This window comes from Rhodococcus sp. 15-725-2-2b, from assembly GCF_002259075.1.
GTDB lineage: Bacteria > Actinomycetota > Actinomycetes > Mycobacteriales > Mycobacteriaceae > Rhodococcoides.
Genome location: NZ_NPFL01000006.1, coordinates 611,338 through 627,476, shown reverse-complemented (window position 1 = coordinate 627,476; position 16,139 = coordinate 611,338). Strand labels below are relative to the sequence as shown.

Sequence of the window (16,139 nt, the reverse complement as noted above, 5' to 3'; positions counted from 1 at the left end):
ACTGCTGTCTCCAGGTGCCACACTCCCGCCATGGGCTATCCGCAGGGTGAGAGCAACGATCCGTTCGACGCAGCGAACAAGGATCAGCCGTACGGCGGGCAGCAGTACCCGCCCTATCAGAACCCGAACCCCCAGTACCCGAACCCGCAGCAACAGTATTCGCAGTACGGGAATGCGCCGTATGCCGGCGGGTATCAGGCTCCGGCGTCCACCAACACCTTGGCGATCGTGTCACTCGTGTTGGCGATTCTCGGTCTGACGTTCATTCCGTTGATTGCGTCGGTGTGCGCGGTGGTGTGTGGCCACATCTCGCGCGGTCAGATCAAGCGCACCGGCGAAGGCGGATCGGGTTTTGCGACGGCGGGCCTGATCGTGGGTTACGTCTCGATCGCGCTCTTCGTCGTCATCGTGGGTGCGATCGTCATTTTTGCCCTCGCTGCCGCAAACACGTCAACCTACTGATACCGGCTTCGCCAATCGGCCGTTCATGCACGCGGCCCACACGCCTGCGATCACTGCCAACGCAATGACGAACAGCGCCAACGCGTTCCATCCCTGGGATTGGAAGACGACGCCGCCGATCCAGCCGACGACGGAGGATCCGCCGTAGTAGAAGAGGTTGTACAGCGATGTCGCCTGGGCTCGGCCGTGGACGGCTCGTTGTCCGGTCCATCCCGACGCGATGGCGTGGGCGGCAAAGAATCCCATGGTCAGGATCACCAAGCCGGTCAGAATGACGGCGAGATTCGACGCCATCGTCAGGGCAACTCCGGCGATCATCGTGGCGGTGGATCCGGCGAGCACCACCGATCTGCCGTGCTTCGTCGCGAGATTGCCCGCTACCCGTGAGGACACTGTACCGCTGAGGTACGCCACGAAGATCAGGCTGATCAGAGACTGCGGGAGCCCGAAAGGCACGGCCTCCAAACGAAATCCGAGGTAGTTGTAGATCGCGACGAAGCCGCCCATCAGCAGAAATCCCTGGCCGTAGAGTGCCGCCATCCCCGGCTCGCGCAGGTTCACCCACAGCCGTCCGGGTAGGTCACGAATTTGGCTGTGCACGAGCGTCGTTCGCGGGTTCGGTGCGAGCCAGACGAACAGTGCTGCGGCCAACGCAGCGATCATCGACACGGTCAACGTGCCGATCCGCCAGTTGGTGTATTCCGCAACGGGTCCCGCGACGATGCGGCCGAGCAGTCCGCCGAGCGTCGTACCGGACACGTAGGTCGCCGCGGCCAGGGCTGTGTGCTTGTGATGGATCTCTTCGCTGAGGTACGCGATGGCGATGGCCGGAAGACCGCCCAGTGCAGCACCTTCGAAGAATCGAATCACCAAGAGCACTTCGAGCGACGGCGCGAGCGGAACCAGCAGACCCAACGTCGTGGCGGTGAGGATCGACGCCGTCATGGCCCGAACACGACCGGTACGGTCGGCCGCCACCGACCAGGGAATGACGGACACCGCAACGCCGACCGTCGCGAGCCCGACCGCGAGCGAGGACTGCGACGGCGTGATGTCGAGATTGGCGGCGATGAGGGGCAGGATGCCCTGCACCGAGTAGAGCTGAGCGAACGTTGCGACTCCGGCGAACAGCAGTGCCAGCACGAGCCTGCGGTATTCGCGCGATCCCCTGGGGTGTCCCTCCCATCCGAGCACCTCGGGCTGCGTCGTGGTCATGCAGATCACGTTAGAAGCGCTCACGATATTCGTCCAATGCATGAGACCGGGCAAACCGATACACCAGCGATATGATTCGGGAATGCGTCGTGAAGCGATCGAACTCCTGCCGCTGCTACCGACTCTCGTCGCAGTGGCCGACACCGAACACATCACCGACGCCGCGCACGTCCTGGGCGTCCCACAGCCCACCGTCAGTCGGCAGGTCGCCCGCGCCTCGGCAATTCTGGGCGTCGACATCGTGGAACGACGCGGCCGCGGGATCGTGCTCACCAGCACCGGCCGAGTGCTCATTCCTTATCTCCAGCGGGCGTTGAGCGACATCGACGCCGGCATCGACGCCATGACCGAGCACGACGCCAGAGCCCGCGGCCGTATCGCGGTGGCGTTTCAGAACACCCTGGGCGAGGACGTCGTACCGGCGCTGATCCGCCAGTTCCGCGTCGACCACCCGGCCGTCACGTTCGATCTGGATCAGGGTGCCCGGGCACGCTGCCTCGACCGTCTCGCCGACGGGGTCTCCGACCTGGCGTTCGTCTCTCTCAGCGCCGAACACACCGAGCACAATTCGTTCCAGCTCTACGACGAGCGACTGATGCTGGTGGTTCCGGCCGATCATCGGCTGGCCACGCGCAGGTCGGTCGATCTGGCCGACACGGCCGACGAGAACTACATCGCGATGGGCCACGGCTTCGGGATGCGCTCGATCTGCGACGAGTTGTGGGCGGACGCCGGCTTCAGCCCGCGCATCGCCTTCGAGGGTCAGGACACCCACACGGTGCGCGGACTCGTCGGAGCCGGTCTCGGTATCGCCATTCTGCCGCGAATACGCGCGCACGGCGGTGAGGGCGGAACCGTGGACATCGGACTCACCCAACCGGCCGCGCGCAGGCGAATCGGCATGGTGTGGGATCCGCAGGCCGATTCGCCGCGTCAGGTGGCGGCATTTCGATCGATGGTGCTGCGCAGCGGCAGAACACTCGTGATTAGGTGAGTCGATGCAATTGGTTCTGGTGCGGCATGCCCTCCCGCAACGGTCGGAGACCTCGGCCGATCCCGCTCTGGCCGAACTCGGCGTCGAACAGTCCCAGCGAGTGCCGGGTGCCGTCGCCCGGTTCCCGATCTCGCGAGTCGTCTCGAGCTCGCAGCTACGCGCCGTCCAGACCGGGCAGCCTCTGGCCGATCGGCTCGGTCTGACCGTCGAGCCCGACGATCGCCTGACCGAATACGATCGCGACTTCGGCGGCTACGTTCCGATCGAGTCGGCCAAGACCGAATTCCGTGAGGCATTCGATCGCATCAAGGCCGGGTATCTCCCGGAGCAGGTCGACGAGCAGGCGTTTCGCCGGCGAGTTCTGGACGGTGTCGCCGATGTCGTCTCGGCGAGCGCACACACCGACACCGTCGCGCTGTTCGCTCACGGCGGCGTGATCAACATCCTGCTGCAGGACATTCTGCAGACCCCGAAGGTGCTCGGCTTCCCGATCGACTACTGCTCGGTGACGCGGGTGCTGTTCTCGCGCAGCGGCGCGAGGTCGGTCTCCTCGGTGAACGAAACCGAGCACGTGTGGGACCTGCTGCCCCGCAATCGGTAATCCACAGAGACCTCTTAAACTCCCAGGTCGAGGGCACAAAATGGGGCGTCGCCGGTCGTCGACTGGTCGGCGACGCTGCACCGTGCGGTTAGCCTCGAACTCATCATGGGTGAATTGCGTATCTTCCGACGTCCTGCCGTTGCTCTCACTGCGCTGGCGTTTCCTCTGGTAGCGGTAGGTGCATTTGCACTGGGCACCGGCTACGACCTCGGTGGCGAGCCCGCGGCAACCACCACCGTCGTCGCCGACACCGAGCAGGCACCGGCAGCGGACCAGCAGACGGCCGATCCCCTGGCCGCAGCCAGGAGCAGCCTCAACAGCGCATCGCTGCCCATCACGTTCCTCTCCAGCGGTATCGGCCAGCTGACCGACGGCGGAACGCAGCTCAACGACGGCGTCGGGCAGCTCGCCGACGGCATCACCCAGGCACACGACGGAACCATTCAGCTCGCCGATGGATTCGGGCAGTACCGCGACGGCATCGGTCAGCTCGGGGACGGCGCGTCCCAGATCAGCGGTGGCGTCGACCAGGTCGTCGATCAGCTCGCCGGCTTCGGCGCTCTGCAGGCCGATTTCACCGCCAAACTCGCCGCCACCGCTGACCAGGTCGATCGATTCCCGCACCCGGGATCGGACGCCATCTCCGGTGAGATCCGCGGGGTCATCGACACTCTGAACACGCAGGCTTTCGGGCCCGACACCCTCGCCCAGCTGCAGACCCTCAAGAGCGGTGCTCAGCAGCTGTCCTCCGAACTCAACGACCCCAACAGTCAGTTCCTCGGAGCCACCGCCCAACTCGGCGACGCGACCGTGCAGTTGCGTGACGGACTGGGCCAACTCGACGACGGCGGCCAGCAGCTCAAGGCCGGCACCGATCAGCTCGTGACGTCGGTCGAACCGGTCGAGGGAATCGTCAACGGCATCGCCACCAACGTGCGCGACGCCTCCGCGGCACTTCCGCCGGGAACCGCTGCCGCCACCGACGACGCAGCGTCGGACCAGAACATCGCGGCCACGTCGTCGAGCACCGGAACCGGTGCCACCCCGTATCTGATCGCTGCCCTGATCGCGCTCGGTGCTCTCGGGTGCGTCAGTCTCGTGCGGGTTCTGGGCAGAGACAGCAAGCCCCGCTGGCTCGCCGTGGCCGCAGCGGTCGCCGCAGTGGGCATCAGCGCCGCCGTTGCGTTCGCCTTCGCCACCGACGCCGCCCTCGGGCCGGTCCTGGGAGCGGGTGCGTTCCTGATCGTCTCGGCTGCGGCCTACCTCGCCGCAGCGGGAGCGATCCAACGGGTGCTCGGTGCCGTGATCGGCCAGATCGTCAACGTCGCCGCGCTCGCGGTGCAGGTCGTCGTCTGTGGCTTCGCATACGCGTCGACGGCACCGATCTGGGGCGATCTCGCCGCCTTCATGCCCATGAGCTACACCGCCGCCGGAGCCCGCGTCATCGCGTCGGGAGAGATGAGCGGGACCGGCTGGCTCGCGATCGGTGCCACGATGGCCCTGCTCATCGTGTCGACACTCGTCTACGCAAGCGTGCGGGGTGAGTCAGCCGACCGGCCGGAGGGGATGAATGGCGGGCGCAGCCGCGAGGTGGGCCCCGAACTCGCTTAGCGCCTGCTGCAGGTGCGGAGTCTGCATGTGGCCGTCGAGGTCCTCCTGCGACTTCCACACCTCGACGGTGATGAAGGTTCCCGGCTCGATCGCGGACTCGAACAGCTCGTACGAGAGGTTGCCGTCTTCCTTCCGCGATTCGGCAACCAGAGCGGAGAGGCCGTCGCGCACGGCGTCGATGGCATCCGGCTTGGCGATGATCGTCGCGACTACCTTCAGATCGTTGGTCATGAGGTGATTTTTCCTTCGTTCGGCGAGAGACATGTTTCTCCACCGAACGTACTCCCGATCCCCCTAAGCTGAGGTGTCCATTCGGGAAGGGAAACCACAGTGAGCCAGACGGCAACCGACCAGCGCGCCACCGGTAAGGAGTGGCTCGGCCTCGCAGTGCTGGTGGTGCCGATTCTCGTCGTGTCGATGGACATGTCGGTGTTGTACCTGGCCCTGCCGTTCATGACGGCCGATCTCGAACCCACCAGCAATCAGTCGTTGTGGATTCTCGACATCTACGGATTTCTGCTTGCCGGCCTCCTGATCACCATGGGCTCGCTGGGCGATCGCATCGGCAGGCGCACCCTGCTCATGATCGGTGCCGTCGTGTTCGGAGTGGCGTCTCTGGCCGCGACGTTCTCCACCTCTCCCGAGATGCTGCTCGCGGCGCGCGCTCTGCTGGGAATCGGCGGAGCCACCATTGCGCCGAGCACATTGTCGTTGATCCGCAACATGTTTCACGACCCCACTCAGCGAAAGGAAGCCATCGGCCTGTGGACTGCCGGCTTCGCCGGTGGAGCAGCAGTGGGCCCTGTCATCGGCGGTGTTCTGCTCGAACACTTCTGGTGGGGCTCGGTGTTCCTGATCAACATTCCGATCATGGTGGTACTTTTCGTCGCCGCCCCGTTTCTGGTCCCCGAGTTCAAGGACTCCGACCCCGGGAAGTTCGATCCCATCAGCGTGATTCTCGCGATCTCCTCGATGCTCTCGATCGTGTTCGCCATCAAACACGGTGCACAGGAGGGGATCGACGCGGCAACGATCGTCACCGCCCTCGTCGGGCTGACGCTCGGTGCAGTGTTCGTCATCCGGCAACGGAAGGCAGCACACCCTTTGATCGACGTCACGCTGTTCGCCGAACGTGCCTTCAGTGCAGCCGTCGTCGTGCAGTTCCTGGTGATCTTCGCGATGACCGGCTTCAGCCTGTTCGCCGCGCAGTATCTCCAGCTGGTAGTCGGGCTCGGGCCGCTCGAGGCCGGATTGTGGTTGTTGATTCCCGCCGCGGCTGCAGCGACCGGAGCTGTGTTGGCACCGACGATGAGTAAGGTCATCCGTACGGGCACCATCATCGCCTGCGGCCTGGCCTTCATCGGATTCGGTTGTGTGGCAATGGTCTTCGTCACCAGCGACTCGGGCCTACCGTTACTCCTGACCGGGATGGCTCTGCTGACGTTCGGCATCGGCGCGGCGTCGACGCTCAACTCCGATATCGTCCTGACCGCCGCGGCACCCGAAAAGGCCGGTGCCGCATCGGCACTGTCGGAGACCGGAGCCGAACTGGGCGGTGCCGTGGGTATCGCGATCCTCGGCACGATCGGCAGCACCGTCTACCGGCACCGCATGGACGACGCCATCCCCGCGGGCACCCCTGCCGAGATAGCGGACCCCGCACGAGAAACCATAGGCGGTGCCGTCGCCGTCGCGGACTACCTGCCCGAGCCGTTCGCCTCGCAACTGACCACCGTCGCGAACTCGTCGTTCGTCGACGGCTTCAACCTCGCGGCCGGCTGGAGCGCCGGTCTGATGGCCGTCAGCGCTGTGGCGGTTTTCGTGCTGCTACGCCGTCAGACCGCATCGGCGAGGTAGCGCGCCAACCACCGAGTCGCGGACTGGCCGCCCCCGACGTCGTAGCTCTGGTACTCCTGGTGGATACCCGAACGGTAGAACGCCTCGATCTCACGCTGACGCTGAGCGTTCGCCTGGTCGGTGAGCTGGCCCTGCAACACCGGCAGACCACCGGCCGCGGCGAGGTCCGCGATCAGGGACTGCGCTTCCTGCGAGTACTGATCGGCGACGTTCGGCGCGGGGTTGGACGAGACGGCCAAGAAGCCGGCCAGCCGCGCGACGTAATCGTCCTTGGGCGTCGAGCAGTACAGGTCGCCGACGGCACAGAACGTCCGCACCACGGGGCTGACGTAGCCGAATCCACCGACGCGGGGTCCACCGACCCCGGTTCCGACCACGGCGGGCCCCACGAGAGCGTCGGTATCGGAGCGCTTCGGGTCGGAGATCAGCCCCACGGCGACCACCTTGTCCGCGGGCACCACGCCCACTCCGGTGCCGATGGCCGCGGCGAGATCGCCCGCCGCGTCGGCACCCTGGCTGTACCCGATGATGCCCAGTTTCGTTGCGCCACAACGATTCGCCATGGCCTCGAGCATGCCGCCCGCGTTGGCGACGGCTTCGGCACGCGATTGCCCGTACACCTCGCCCTCCCATGGGAACGCGGTCGCGGGATACGAGACGTAGTCGGTGCGGATGTCGCCACCGAGACGATCGGTGACGTCGGTCAGCATGCCCGGCTTGGGGGCCGCACCCGAGCTGGTCTCCCAGGTGCCAGGAATGGCCACGACGTACATCGCCGGGCAATCGGCCGGGTCTGCGGCGGCGGGCGATGCCGTTCCGACGACGATTCCGGATGCAACAGCTGCAGCGACGCCGATACCGGCGCAGATCTTCTTGACACTCATGGGAGGGGGCCTCACTGGTGGTCGAACGCGCTTCGTTGTTCGATCACCACAATGACAGCGGCCTGTGACCATCAGATGCCTACATGGTTAACGGACGTAACCGTGTGTCGAATGGCAGCGGAAAGCAGACGAACTCGAAGTTGTGGACGGAATCGGACCTCGATCCGTCCACAACTTCGAGCTCGGCGGAGAAACGCGACTTACCGCTGCGGTGCCTGAGTGGGCACGATCGGCGCCGGTAGCGCCGTTGCTCCCTGCAGGAAGGTGTCGACGGCGGCCGCGCAGGACCGGCCCTCGGCGATGGCCCACACGATGAGCGACTGGCCGCGGCCCATGTCGCCGGCGACGAACACGCCGGGGACGTTGGTGACCCACTCGTTGGTGCGCTCGACGTTGCCGCGCTGGTTGAAGTCGACACCCAGGTCGGTCAGCAGGCCGCCCTTCTCCGGTCCGACGAATCCCATGGCGAGCAGAACCAGATCGGCTTCGAGGGTGAATTCACTGCCCTCGACCTTCTCGAACTTGCCCGCCTTGAACTCGACCTCGCAGGCTTCGAGTGCGGTGACCTTGCCGTCCTCGCCGACGAAACGCTCGGTGTTGACGGAGAAGACGCGTTCGCCACCCTCTTCGTGAGCCGAGGCCACCCGGTACATCAGTGGGTACGTCGGCCACGGGGTGGACGTCGCACGCTCCTCGGGCGGGCGGGCCATGATCTCGAACTGGTGGACGCTTTCTGCGCCCTGACGGTGCGAGGTGCCGAGGCAGTCGGCCCCGGTGTCGCCGCCGCCGATGATGACGACCTTCTTGCCCTCGGCGCTCACCGGCGGTGCGGCAAAGTCGCCCTGCTGGACGCGGTTGGCGTGCGGCAGGAACTCCATGGCCTGGTAGATGCCGTCGAGCTCGCGGCCCTCGATGGGCAGGTCGCGCCATGCGGTGGCGCCGCCGGAGAGGACCACGGCATCGAACTGCTCGCGCAGTTCGTCGGCCGAGATGTCGACGCCCACATCGACACCGGTGCGGAAGACGGTGCCCTCGGCCTCCATCTGCGCCAGGCGACGGTCGATGTGGCGCTTCTCCATCTTGAACTCGGGGATGCCGTATCGCAGCAATCCGCCGATGCGATCTGCCCGCTCGAACACCGTGACGGTGTGCCCGGCGCGGGTGAGCTGCTGCGCTGCAGCGAGTCCCGCGGGTCCGGAGCCGACGACGGCGACGGTCTTGCCGGTCAGATGCGTCGGGTAGACCGGCGTGACCCAGCCCTCTTCGAAGGCCTTGTCGATGATCTCGACCTCGACCTGCTTGATGGTGACCGGATCCTGATTGATACCCAGGACACACGCCGCCTCGCACGGGGCGGGGCACAACCGACCGGTGAATTCCGGGAAGTTGTTGGTGGCGTGCAGTCGATCGATGCTGTCGCGCCAGCGGTCCTTGAACACCAGGTCGTTCCACTCAGGAATCAGGTTACCCAGCGGGCAGCCGTTGTGGCAGAACGGAATACCGCAGTCCATGCATCGACTGGCCTGCGTGCGCAAGGTGTCCTTCGAGAAGTCCTCGTAGACCTCTTTCCAGTCCATCAGGCGCAGGTCGACGGGGCGCCGCTTCGGCACTTCGCGGACCGTGTTCTTCAGAAATCCCTGTGGGTCACCCACGAGCTGCCTCCATGATCGCTTCGTCCACGTCCGCGCCGTTCTTCTCGGCTTCGGAAATGGCCAGCAGTACCTTCTTGTAGTCGCGAGGCATGACCTTCACGAAATGGTTCACCTGCTGTGACCAATCCGCGAGGATCCGCTCGGCCACCTCGGAGCCGGTCTGCTCCTGATGGCGGGTGACGATGTCCTTCAGCCAGGTGAACTCGTCACCTTCGAGCTCCTCGATGTCGACCAGCTCGGTGTTGAGGTTGGCCTCGAACGTCTTGTTCGGATCGAACACGAACGCGACTCCGCCGGACATACCGGCACCGAAGTTGCGGCCCGTCGAGCCGAGGATGACGACCTTGCCGCCGGTCATGTACTCGCAGCCGTGATCTCCGACGCCCTCGACGACGGCAACGGCACCGGAGTTACGAACGGCGAAACGCTCGCCGACGACGCCGCGGATGAGAGCCTCACCGCTGGTGGCACCGAACAGGAACACGTTGCCACCGATGATGTTGTCCTCGGCGACGAATCCCTTCGGAGCATTCAGCGACGGACGCAACACCAGATGTCCACCGGAGAGTCCCTTGCCGACGAAGTCGTTGGCATCGCCGTTGAGTCGGAGCGTCATACCGGAGGGCACGAACGCACCGAAACTGTTGCCGGCCGAGCCGGTGAAGGTGATCTCGATGGTGTCGTCCGGCAGACCGACGCCGCCGTACGCCTTGGTGACCTCGTGCCCCAGCATCGTGCCGACGGTGCGGTTGACGTTGGTGATCTTGGACTCGAACGCGACCTTCTCACCCCTGTCCAACGCATTGCGGCTGGCCGAGATGAGCTGCTGATCGAGAGCCTTGTCGAGACCGTGATCCTGGACGCCGGTGTTGTAGAGATTCTGGTTCATGAACGCCGACTCGACCTCTTCGAGGATCGGTGCCAGATCCAGCTTCGACGCCTTCCAATGCTCCTTGGCCGCGGTGGTGTCCAGCAGACCCACCTGACCGACGGCCTCGTCGAGCGTGCGGAACCCGAGCTCGGCCATGAGCTCGCGAACCTCTTCGGCGATGAACATGAAGAAGTTCTCGACGAACTCCGGCTTGCCAGCGAACCGCTTGCGCAGCAACGGATTCTGAGTTGCAACACCGACGGGGCAGGTGTCGAGGTGGCACACGCGCATCATGATGCAGCCCGAGACGACGAGCGGAGCGGTGGCGAAACCGAACTCCTCGCCGCCGAGCAGAGCGGCCACCATGACGTCGCGGCCGGTCTTGAGCTGACCGTCCACCTGCACGACGATCCGATCGCGAAGCCCGTTGAGCAGCAACGTCTGCTGCGTTTCGGCCAACCCGAGCTCCCACGGTCCACCCGCGTGCTTGACCGACGTCAGCGGCGTCGCGCCGGTGCCGCCGTCGTGGCCTGAGATGAGCACCACGTCGGCGTGCGCCTTGGACACACCGGCGGCGACCGTTCCGACGCCGACCTCGGAGACCAGCTTGACGTGAATGCGGGCCTGCGGGTTGGCGTTCTTGAGGTCGTGGATCAGCTGCGCGAGATCCTCGATGGAGTAGATGTCGTGGTGCGGCGGCGGCGAGATCAGGCCGACGCCGGGCGTCGAATGCCGAACCTCGGCGACCCACGGGTACACCTTGTGCGCCGGAAGCTGGCCGCCCTCACCGGGCTTGGCTCCCTGCGCCATCTTGATCTGGATGTCGGTGCAGTTGGTCAGGTAGTGCGAGGTGACGCCGAAACGTCCCGACGCGACCTGCTTGATGGCACTGCGTCGCCAGTCACCGTTCTCGTCCGGCTCGAACCGCGAGACGTCCTCGCCGCCCTCACCGGAGTTCGAGCGCCCGCCGAGACGGTTCATCGCGATGGCGAGGGTCTCGTGCGCCTCGGCCGAGATGGAGCCGTAGCTCATCGCGCCCGTGGAGAAACGCTTGACGATCTCGCTGGCCGGCTCGACCTCGTCGATCGAAATAGCCTGTCGCTCTTCGGTCTTGAAGCGGAACAGACCGCGCAGCGACGCGAGGCGCTCGGACTGGTCGTCGACCATCTTCGTGTATTCCTTGAAGATGTCGTACTGACCGGTGCGAGTGGAGTGCTGCAGCTTGAACACCGTGTCCGGGTTGAAGAGGTGGTACTCCCCTTCGCGACGCCACTGGTACTCACCGCCGGTTTCGAGCTCGCGGTGCGCACGCTCCTGACGGTTGTCCAGGTACGCCACCGCGTGCCGCGCTGCGACGTCGTCGGCGACCTGATCGAGATCGATACCGCCGAGGTGGCTGTTGAGGCCGGTGAAGTACTCGTCGACCAGTTCCTGCGAGAGGCCGATGACCTGGAACAGCTGGGCTCCGGTGTACGACGCGAGAGTGGAGATGCCCATCTTGGACATCACCTTGAGTACACCCTTGCCTGCGGCCTTGATGTAGTTGGCGACGGCCTTGTCGAACTCGATGTCGGTGAGGGCACCGCGCTCGATCATGTCCTCGATCGACTCGAACGCCATGTACGGGTTGACCGCTGCCGCACCGAATCCGATGAGCAGAGCCATGTGGTGCACCTCGCGGGCGTCACCGGCCTCGATGATCAGACCGACCTTGGTTCGGGTCTTCTCGCGGACGAGGTGATGGTGCACTGCCGAGGTGAGCAGCAGCGACGGAATCGGAGCGAGCTTCTCGCTGGACTCACGGTCCGAGAGCACGATGATCCGCGCGCCGCCCGAGATGGCAGCAGACACCTGAGCGCGGATGGCCTCCAACGACTTTCGGAGGCCCTCACCACCCTCGGACACCGGGTAGAGACCGCGCACGACCACCGAGCGCAGCTCTTCCTGCGTGCCCTCGTCGTTGATATGGACGAGCTTGGCGAGGTCGTCGTTGTGCAGGATGGGCTGCGGAAGCACGATCTGCTTGCAGCTCTCGGCACCCGGGTTGAGCAGATCGCCCTCGGGTCCGATGGTGCCGCCGAGGCTGGTGACGATCTCCTCGCGGATGGCGTCGAGTGGCGGGTTGGTGACCTGCGCGAACAGCTGCGAGAAGTAGTCGAACAGCATCCGCGGACGAGCCGACAGCACGGCGATCGGGGTATCGGTACCCATGGAACCGATGGCCTCGGCACCGGACTTCGCCATCGGCGAGACCAGCACGTTCAATTCCTCGGTGGTGTACCCGAAGATCTGCTGACGGATGAGCACGCGGTCGTGCGGCATGTGCACGTGCGGACGCTCGGGCAGGTCGTCGATCGAGGTCAGGCCCTCGTCGAGCCACTGCTGGTACGGATGCTCGGCGGCGAGCTCGTCCTTGATCTCGTCGTCGGAGACGATGCGGCCCTGCGCGGTGTCCACCAGGAACATGCGGCCCGGCTGCAGGCGAACCTTGCGGACGACCTTCGACGGATCGATGTCGAGCACGCCGACCTCGGAGGCCATGACGACCAGACCGTCGTCGGTGACCCACAGCCGGCTCGGGCGCAGGCCGTTGCGGTCGAGAACCGCGCCGATGACGGTGCCGTCGGTGAAGCACACCGAGGCCGGTCCGTCCCAGGGCTCCATCAACGAGGAGTGGTACTTGTAGAACGCCCGACGTGCGGGGTCCATGGACTCGTGCCGCTCCCAGGCCTCGGGAATCATCATCAGCACGGCGTGGGGCAGGCTGCGGCCGCCGAGGTGCAACAGCTCGAGCACCTCGTCGAAACGTGCTGTGTCACTTGCGCCGTGGGTGACCACGGGGAAGATCTTCTCGAGAGCCTCGGAGCCACCGAACACGTCGGAGGTGATGAGTGCCTCGCGGGCGCGCATCCAGTTCTCGTTGCCGGTGGCGGTGTTGATCTCGCCGTTGTGGGCGACGCGGCGGAACGGATGTGCCAGCGGCCACGACGGGAACGTGTTGGTGGAGAAGCGCGAATGCACAAGTCCCAGTGCGCTTTCCACACGCTCGTCCTGCAGGTCCAAGTAGAAGCCCTTGAGCTGAGGCGTCGTCAGCATGCCCTTGTAGACGAACGTCTGCGAGGACAGCGACGGGAAGTACACGGTTTCGCGGCCGGGGCCGTCCTTGCCCGCGCCCTCTTCGCCCAGCTCGTGCTCGACGCGCTTGCGGATGACGAACGCGCGCCGCTCGAGGTCGAGGTCGGTGACCGACGCGTCGGGGGCCGCGAGGAACAGCTGACGGAAGGTCGGCATCGCGTCGCGCGCCAGAGCTCCGAGGGAGGAGTCGTCGGTGGGGACCTCACGCCAACCCAGAACCGACAGGCCCTCGCTCTCGACGATGCGCTCGACACCCTCGCAGGCACGCGCGGCATCGCTGCGGCCCTGGGGAAGGAACGCGACACCGGTCGCGTACGCGCCGGCAGCGGGGAGCTCGAAATCTACGACGGCGCGGAAGAACGCGTCCGGAACCTGGATCAGAATGCCCGCACCGTCACCGGTGTTCGGTTCGGAGCCGGCAGCACCGCGGTGCTCGAGGTTGACCAGTGCGGTGATCGCCTTCTCGACGATGTCGCGACTGCGTCGACCGTGCATGTCCACCACGAACGCGACACCACAGGAGTCGTGTTCGTTGACGGGATCGTAGAGGCCTTGCGGGCCCGGAGTGTGCTTCATACCTAGCCTTCGGATAAGTCCAGCCTTGATACTCGTCGGCGACGGTGTGGTGTAACCGGCTGCACGAACGGCCTGCGGTGCGTCCTCGCCGTTGAAGCAGCACCTGTCGATCGTCGACGCTTTCCCCTGCACGAGCGGGTGAGCTCATGGTAGAAAAGTGAGGGTCTCGACGGATCCGGCCGTGGTGAGGCCGATCCAACTACGAACGATAAGTCAGCACCTGGGTGCCCCCGCAAATAAGGTAAGCCTATTATTGGCTTTCACCTGCGAATTCTCGTATACGAGACGCCATCGAGACCGGGTACTGGACCACCCGGCCGACATCGGCCGAGAATCACACGCCTGTAGGACGATTCGAGGATCGGGCCGCGAGGAAACCGACCCGGAAGAAACTACTGGCCGCAGCGATCGAATCAGCTGCGGCCAGTGTGGTGGGCGGAGGGGGACTTGAACCCCCACGTCCCGAAGGACACTGGCACCTGAAGCCAGCGCGTCTGCCATTCCGCCACCCGCCCGGGTAACGGCGAGAACACTAACACGCACCATGCCGCGCTCGAAAATCGCCGCGTCGGGCAGCCGGGAGCCGACCGCGGCGGGCAGTCCCCGTCGGCGGCACCGTATATCATGCTTGCAGCGCGACTTCGTGATGACACGCGGCCGTCGCGTCCTGCACACCAGCAGGCACCACACGGTGGAAGAACACAGTGAGAGGAGGGGTCACGATGGGCATCGTTCAACGTTTCGAACGCAAGCTCCAAGGCGCTGTCGGCGACGTCTTCGCCCGCGTGTTCGGCGGAGGCGTCGTACCGGCGGAGGTGGAGGCAGCGCTCCAGCAGGAAGCGTCGGATCTGGTTCGGCCCCTGGACGGCGGGCATCTGCTGGCACCCAACAGCTACGTCATCACCATCAACAGTTCGGACCACGACGAACTCGCCGGCGACCGAGAACTCACGGTCAAGGCGTTCTCACGCCACCTCGACGATTACATCCGCGATCAAGGCTGGCAGACCTACGGCGACGTGGTGGTTCGATTCGAGCCGTCGCCCACCCTGCACACCGGACAGTTCCGTGCCAGTGGCTCGGTCGATCCCGATGTGGGACGATCGGCGACTGCTGGCCGCAACGCGCAGCAGGGTGCCTCGGCCCCGAAGAACGTATCGGCTCCGCCGGCACCCAGTCCCGTCCCTTCAGCTACGCAGCGACCGTCTGCCCCACCGATGTCGATACCAGGAGCCGGCCACATGACGCAGAACCCAGGCTACGACCCGCAGCGCGATCCCGCGGACGGCCATCGTCCCGATCCGCGCACGCGCAACGGTTACGCCGGTGGCCAGGATCCGCGCTACCCCGCACGTGAGCAGAACGGGTACGACGCCCAGGCCTACGCGCCTGCCGATCACGATCCGCGCTACGACCAGCAGCCGTACAACGGTGGCTACGACGAGCAGTCGTACCCCGAGCAGGGTCAGGCCTACAGCGCGGCCGGCCAGGAACAGGGCTACGACCCCAACGCCTACGGCGCGCCCGGCGGCCAGGATCAGGGCTACGGTGCCCAGGGTTACGACGCGCAGGGGTACGACGGCCAGGCATACGACGCGCAGGCCTACAACGCGCAGGGCTACGACTACAACGCCGCCGAGCAGGGTGCCGCGTACTCCGAGGCCCCCTACCAGGAGCAGGCGTACAACGACCCGGCCGGCCGGTATGCCGAGCCTCAGGCCGCCGGATATCAACAGCCCGGCTACCAGCAGCCCGGCTACGACTACCCGCCTGCACCGGCCGCCTACGGCCGTGGCTACCCGCAGGGTGCGGGCGACCGCGGGGACGGTTACGGCTACGACCAGCCCGCCTCGTACGCAGGGCGGAGCCAGGCGCTCGCCGCCACGCTGCAACTGGAGGACGGCAGCGGCCGCTACTTCCAGCTCCGTGACGGTCAGAACATCATCGGCCGTGGCCAGGATGCACAGTTCCGGCTCCCCGACACCGGTGTCTCGCGTCGACACATCGAGATCCGGTGGGACGGCCGCGTGGCCATGCTCTCCGACCTCGGTTCCACCAACGGCACCACCGTCAACGGCGCTCCGGTGCAGGACTGGCAGTTGGCCGACGGCGACGTCATTCGGGCCGGTCACTCCGAAATTCTGGTTCGGATCGTCTGACGATCGACGTGGGCTCGGGTGGGGGTTCGACTCGCACTCTCGTCCACCCGTATGTCGTCGACACGAGCTGCTTCACCCTATGATGCTGCGAGGCAACCATGTCTGCCGCGCCGCGACTTTGC

The 16,139-nt window shown here is 65.7% G+C and carries 11 protein-coding genes and 1 tRNA gene; 6 read left to right on the top strand and 6 right to left on the bottom strand.

What is annotated here, in order from left to right:
* Window positions 1–30 precede the first annotated feature (30 nt).
* Complete coding sequence (locus tag CH306_RS08745) at window positions 31–462, top strand: DUF4190 domain-containing protein (RefSeq protein ID WP_052049965.1); 432 nt, start codon at window positions 31–33, stop codon at window positions 460–462.
* On the opposite strand, the gene CH306_RS08740 is transcribed toward CH306_RS08745, so the two are convergent.
* Window positions 451–1,677 carry an MFS transporter gene (locus CH306_RS08740; RefSeq protein WP_094646269.1) on the bottom strand — a complete coding sequence of 409 codons (1,227 nt, stop codon included), beginning with the start codon at window positions 1,675–1,677 and terminating at the stop codon, window positions 451–453. The genes CH306_RS08745 and CH306_RS08740 overlap by 12 nt on opposite strands.
* Before the next feature lie 82 nt (window positions 1,678–1,759).
* Between CH306_RS08740 and CH306_RS08735 the strand changes: the two genes are divergently transcribed.
* From CH306_RS08735 to CH306_RS08725, 3 genes are all read left to right on the top strand, one after another.
* On the top strand, window positions 1,760–2,671 hold the full coding sequence (locus CH306_RS08735) for a LysR family transcriptional regulator (protein WP_256981100.1): 912 nt from the start codon (window positions 1,760–1,762) through the stop codon (window positions 2,669–2,671).
* 4 nt (window positions 2,672–2,675) lie between these two features.
* Window positions 2,676–3,272 carry a histidine phosphatase family protein gene (locus tag CH306_RS08730; RefSeq protein ID WP_094646268.1) on the top strand — a complete coding sequence of 199 codons (597 nt, stop codon included), beginning with the start codon at window positions 2,676–2,678 and terminating at the stop codon, window positions 3,270–3,272.
* A gap of 105 nt (window positions 3,273–3,377) precedes the next feature.
* Entirely contained in the window at window positions 3,378–4,883 is a 1,506-nt protein-coding gene (locus CH306_RS08725) for a phage infection protein (protein WP_094646267.1), read from the top strand.
* Here CH306_RS08725 and CH306_RS08720 read toward each other — a convergent pair.
* Window positions 4,818–5,114 carry a putative quinol monooxygenase gene (locus tag CH306_RS08720; RefSeq protein ID WP_045197796.1) on the bottom strand — a complete coding sequence of 99 codons (297 nt, stop codon included), beginning with the start codon at window positions 5,112–5,114 and terminating at the stop codon, window positions 4,818–4,820. The genes CH306_RS08725 and CH306_RS08720 overlap by 66 nt on opposite strands.
* 99 nt (window positions 5,115–5,213) lie before the next feature.
* On the opposite strand from CH306_RS08720, the gene CH306_RS08715 reads away from it, so the two are divergent.
* Window positions 5,214–6,740 carry an MFS transporter gene (locus CH306_RS08715; protein ID WP_094646266.1) on the top strand — a complete coding sequence of 509 codons (1,527 nt, stop codon included), beginning with the start codon at window positions 5,214–5,216 and terminating at the stop codon, window positions 6,738–6,740.
* Here the strand turns inward: CH306_RS08715 and CH306_RS08710 are convergent.
* From CH306_RS08710 to CH306_RS08695, 4 genes are all read right to left on the bottom strand, one after another.
* Complete coding sequence (locus CH306_RS08710; RefSeq protein ID WP_094646265.1) at window positions 6,719–7,624, bottom strand: cutinase family protein; 906 nt, start codon at window positions 7,622–7,624, stop codon at window positions 6,719–6,721. The two genes, CH306_RS08715 and CH306_RS08710, sit on opposite strands and share 22 nt — an antisense overlap.
* Before the next feature lie 200 nt (window positions 7,625–7,824).
* Window positions 7,825–9,276 (bottom strand): glutamate synthase subunit beta, encoded by a 1,452-nt coding sequence (locus CH306_RS08705; RefSeq protein ID WP_045197790.1) that lies wholly within the window; start codon window positions 9,274–9,276, stop codon window positions 7,825–7,827.
* Entirely contained in the window at window positions 9,269–13,858 is a 4,590-nt protein-coding gene (gene gltB, locus CH306_RS08700; protein WP_094646264.1) for a glutamate synthase large subunit, read from the bottom strand. The genes CH306_RS08705 and gltB overlap by 8 nt, the downstream gene beginning before the upstream one ends.
* Before the next feature lie 429 nt (window positions 13,859–14,287).
* Window positions 14,288–14,373 (bottom strand) — tRNA-Leu (locus CH306_RS08695).
* Between the two features lie 207 nt (window positions 14,374–14,580).
* On the opposite strand from CH306_RS08695, the gene CH306_RS08690 reads away from it, so the two are divergent.
* On the top strand, window positions 14,581–16,017 hold the full coding sequence (locus CH306_RS08690; RefSeq protein WP_094646263.1) for a DUF3662 and FHA domain-containing protein: 1,437 nt from the start codon (window positions 14,581–14,583) through the stop codon (window positions 16,015–16,017).
* The last annotated feature ends 122 nt before the right edge of the window (window positions 16,018–16,139 follow it).

What these genes read in the sequence shown, in the direction of transcription:
- CH306_RS08745 (WP_052049965.1), top strand. Translation starts at nt 31, where the DNA reads ATGGGCTATCCGCAGGGTGAGAGCAACGATCCGTTCGACGCAGCGAAC.
- CH306_RS08740 (WP_094646269.1), bottom strand. Translation starts at nt 1,677, where the DNA reads ATGACCACGACGCAGCCCGAGGTGCTCGGATGGGAGGGACACCCCAGG.
- CH306_RS08735 (WP_256981100.1), top strand. Translation starts at nt 1,760, where the DNA reads ATGCGTCGTGAAGCGATCGAACTCCTGCCGCTGCTACCGACTCTCGTC.
- CH306_RS08730 (WP_094646268.1), top strand. Translation starts at nt 2,676, where the DNA reads ATGCAATTGGTTCTGGTGCGGCATGCCCTCCCGCAACGGTCGGAGACC.
- CH306_RS08725 (WP_094646267.1), top strand. Translation starts at nt 3,378, where the DNA reads ATGGGTGAATTGCGTATCTTCCGACGTCCTGCCGTTGCTCTCACTGCG.
- CH306_RS08720 (WP_045197796.1), bottom strand. Translation starts at nt 5,114, where the DNA reads ATGACCAACGATCTGAAGGTAGTCGCGACGATCATCGCCAAGCCGGAT.
- CH306_RS08710 (WP_094646265.1), bottom strand. Translation starts at nt 7,624, where the DNA reads ATGAGTGTCAAGAAGATCTGCGCCGGTATCGGCGTCGCTGCAGCTGTT.
- gltB (WP_094646264.1), bottom strand. Translation starts at nt 13,858, where the DNA reads ATGAAGCACACTCCGGGCCCGCAAGGCCTCTACGATCCCGTCAACGAA.
- CH306_RS08690 (WP_094646263.1), top strand. Translation starts at nt 14,581, where the DNA reads ATGGGCATCGTTCAACGTTTCGAACGCAAGCTCCAAGGCGCTGTCGGC.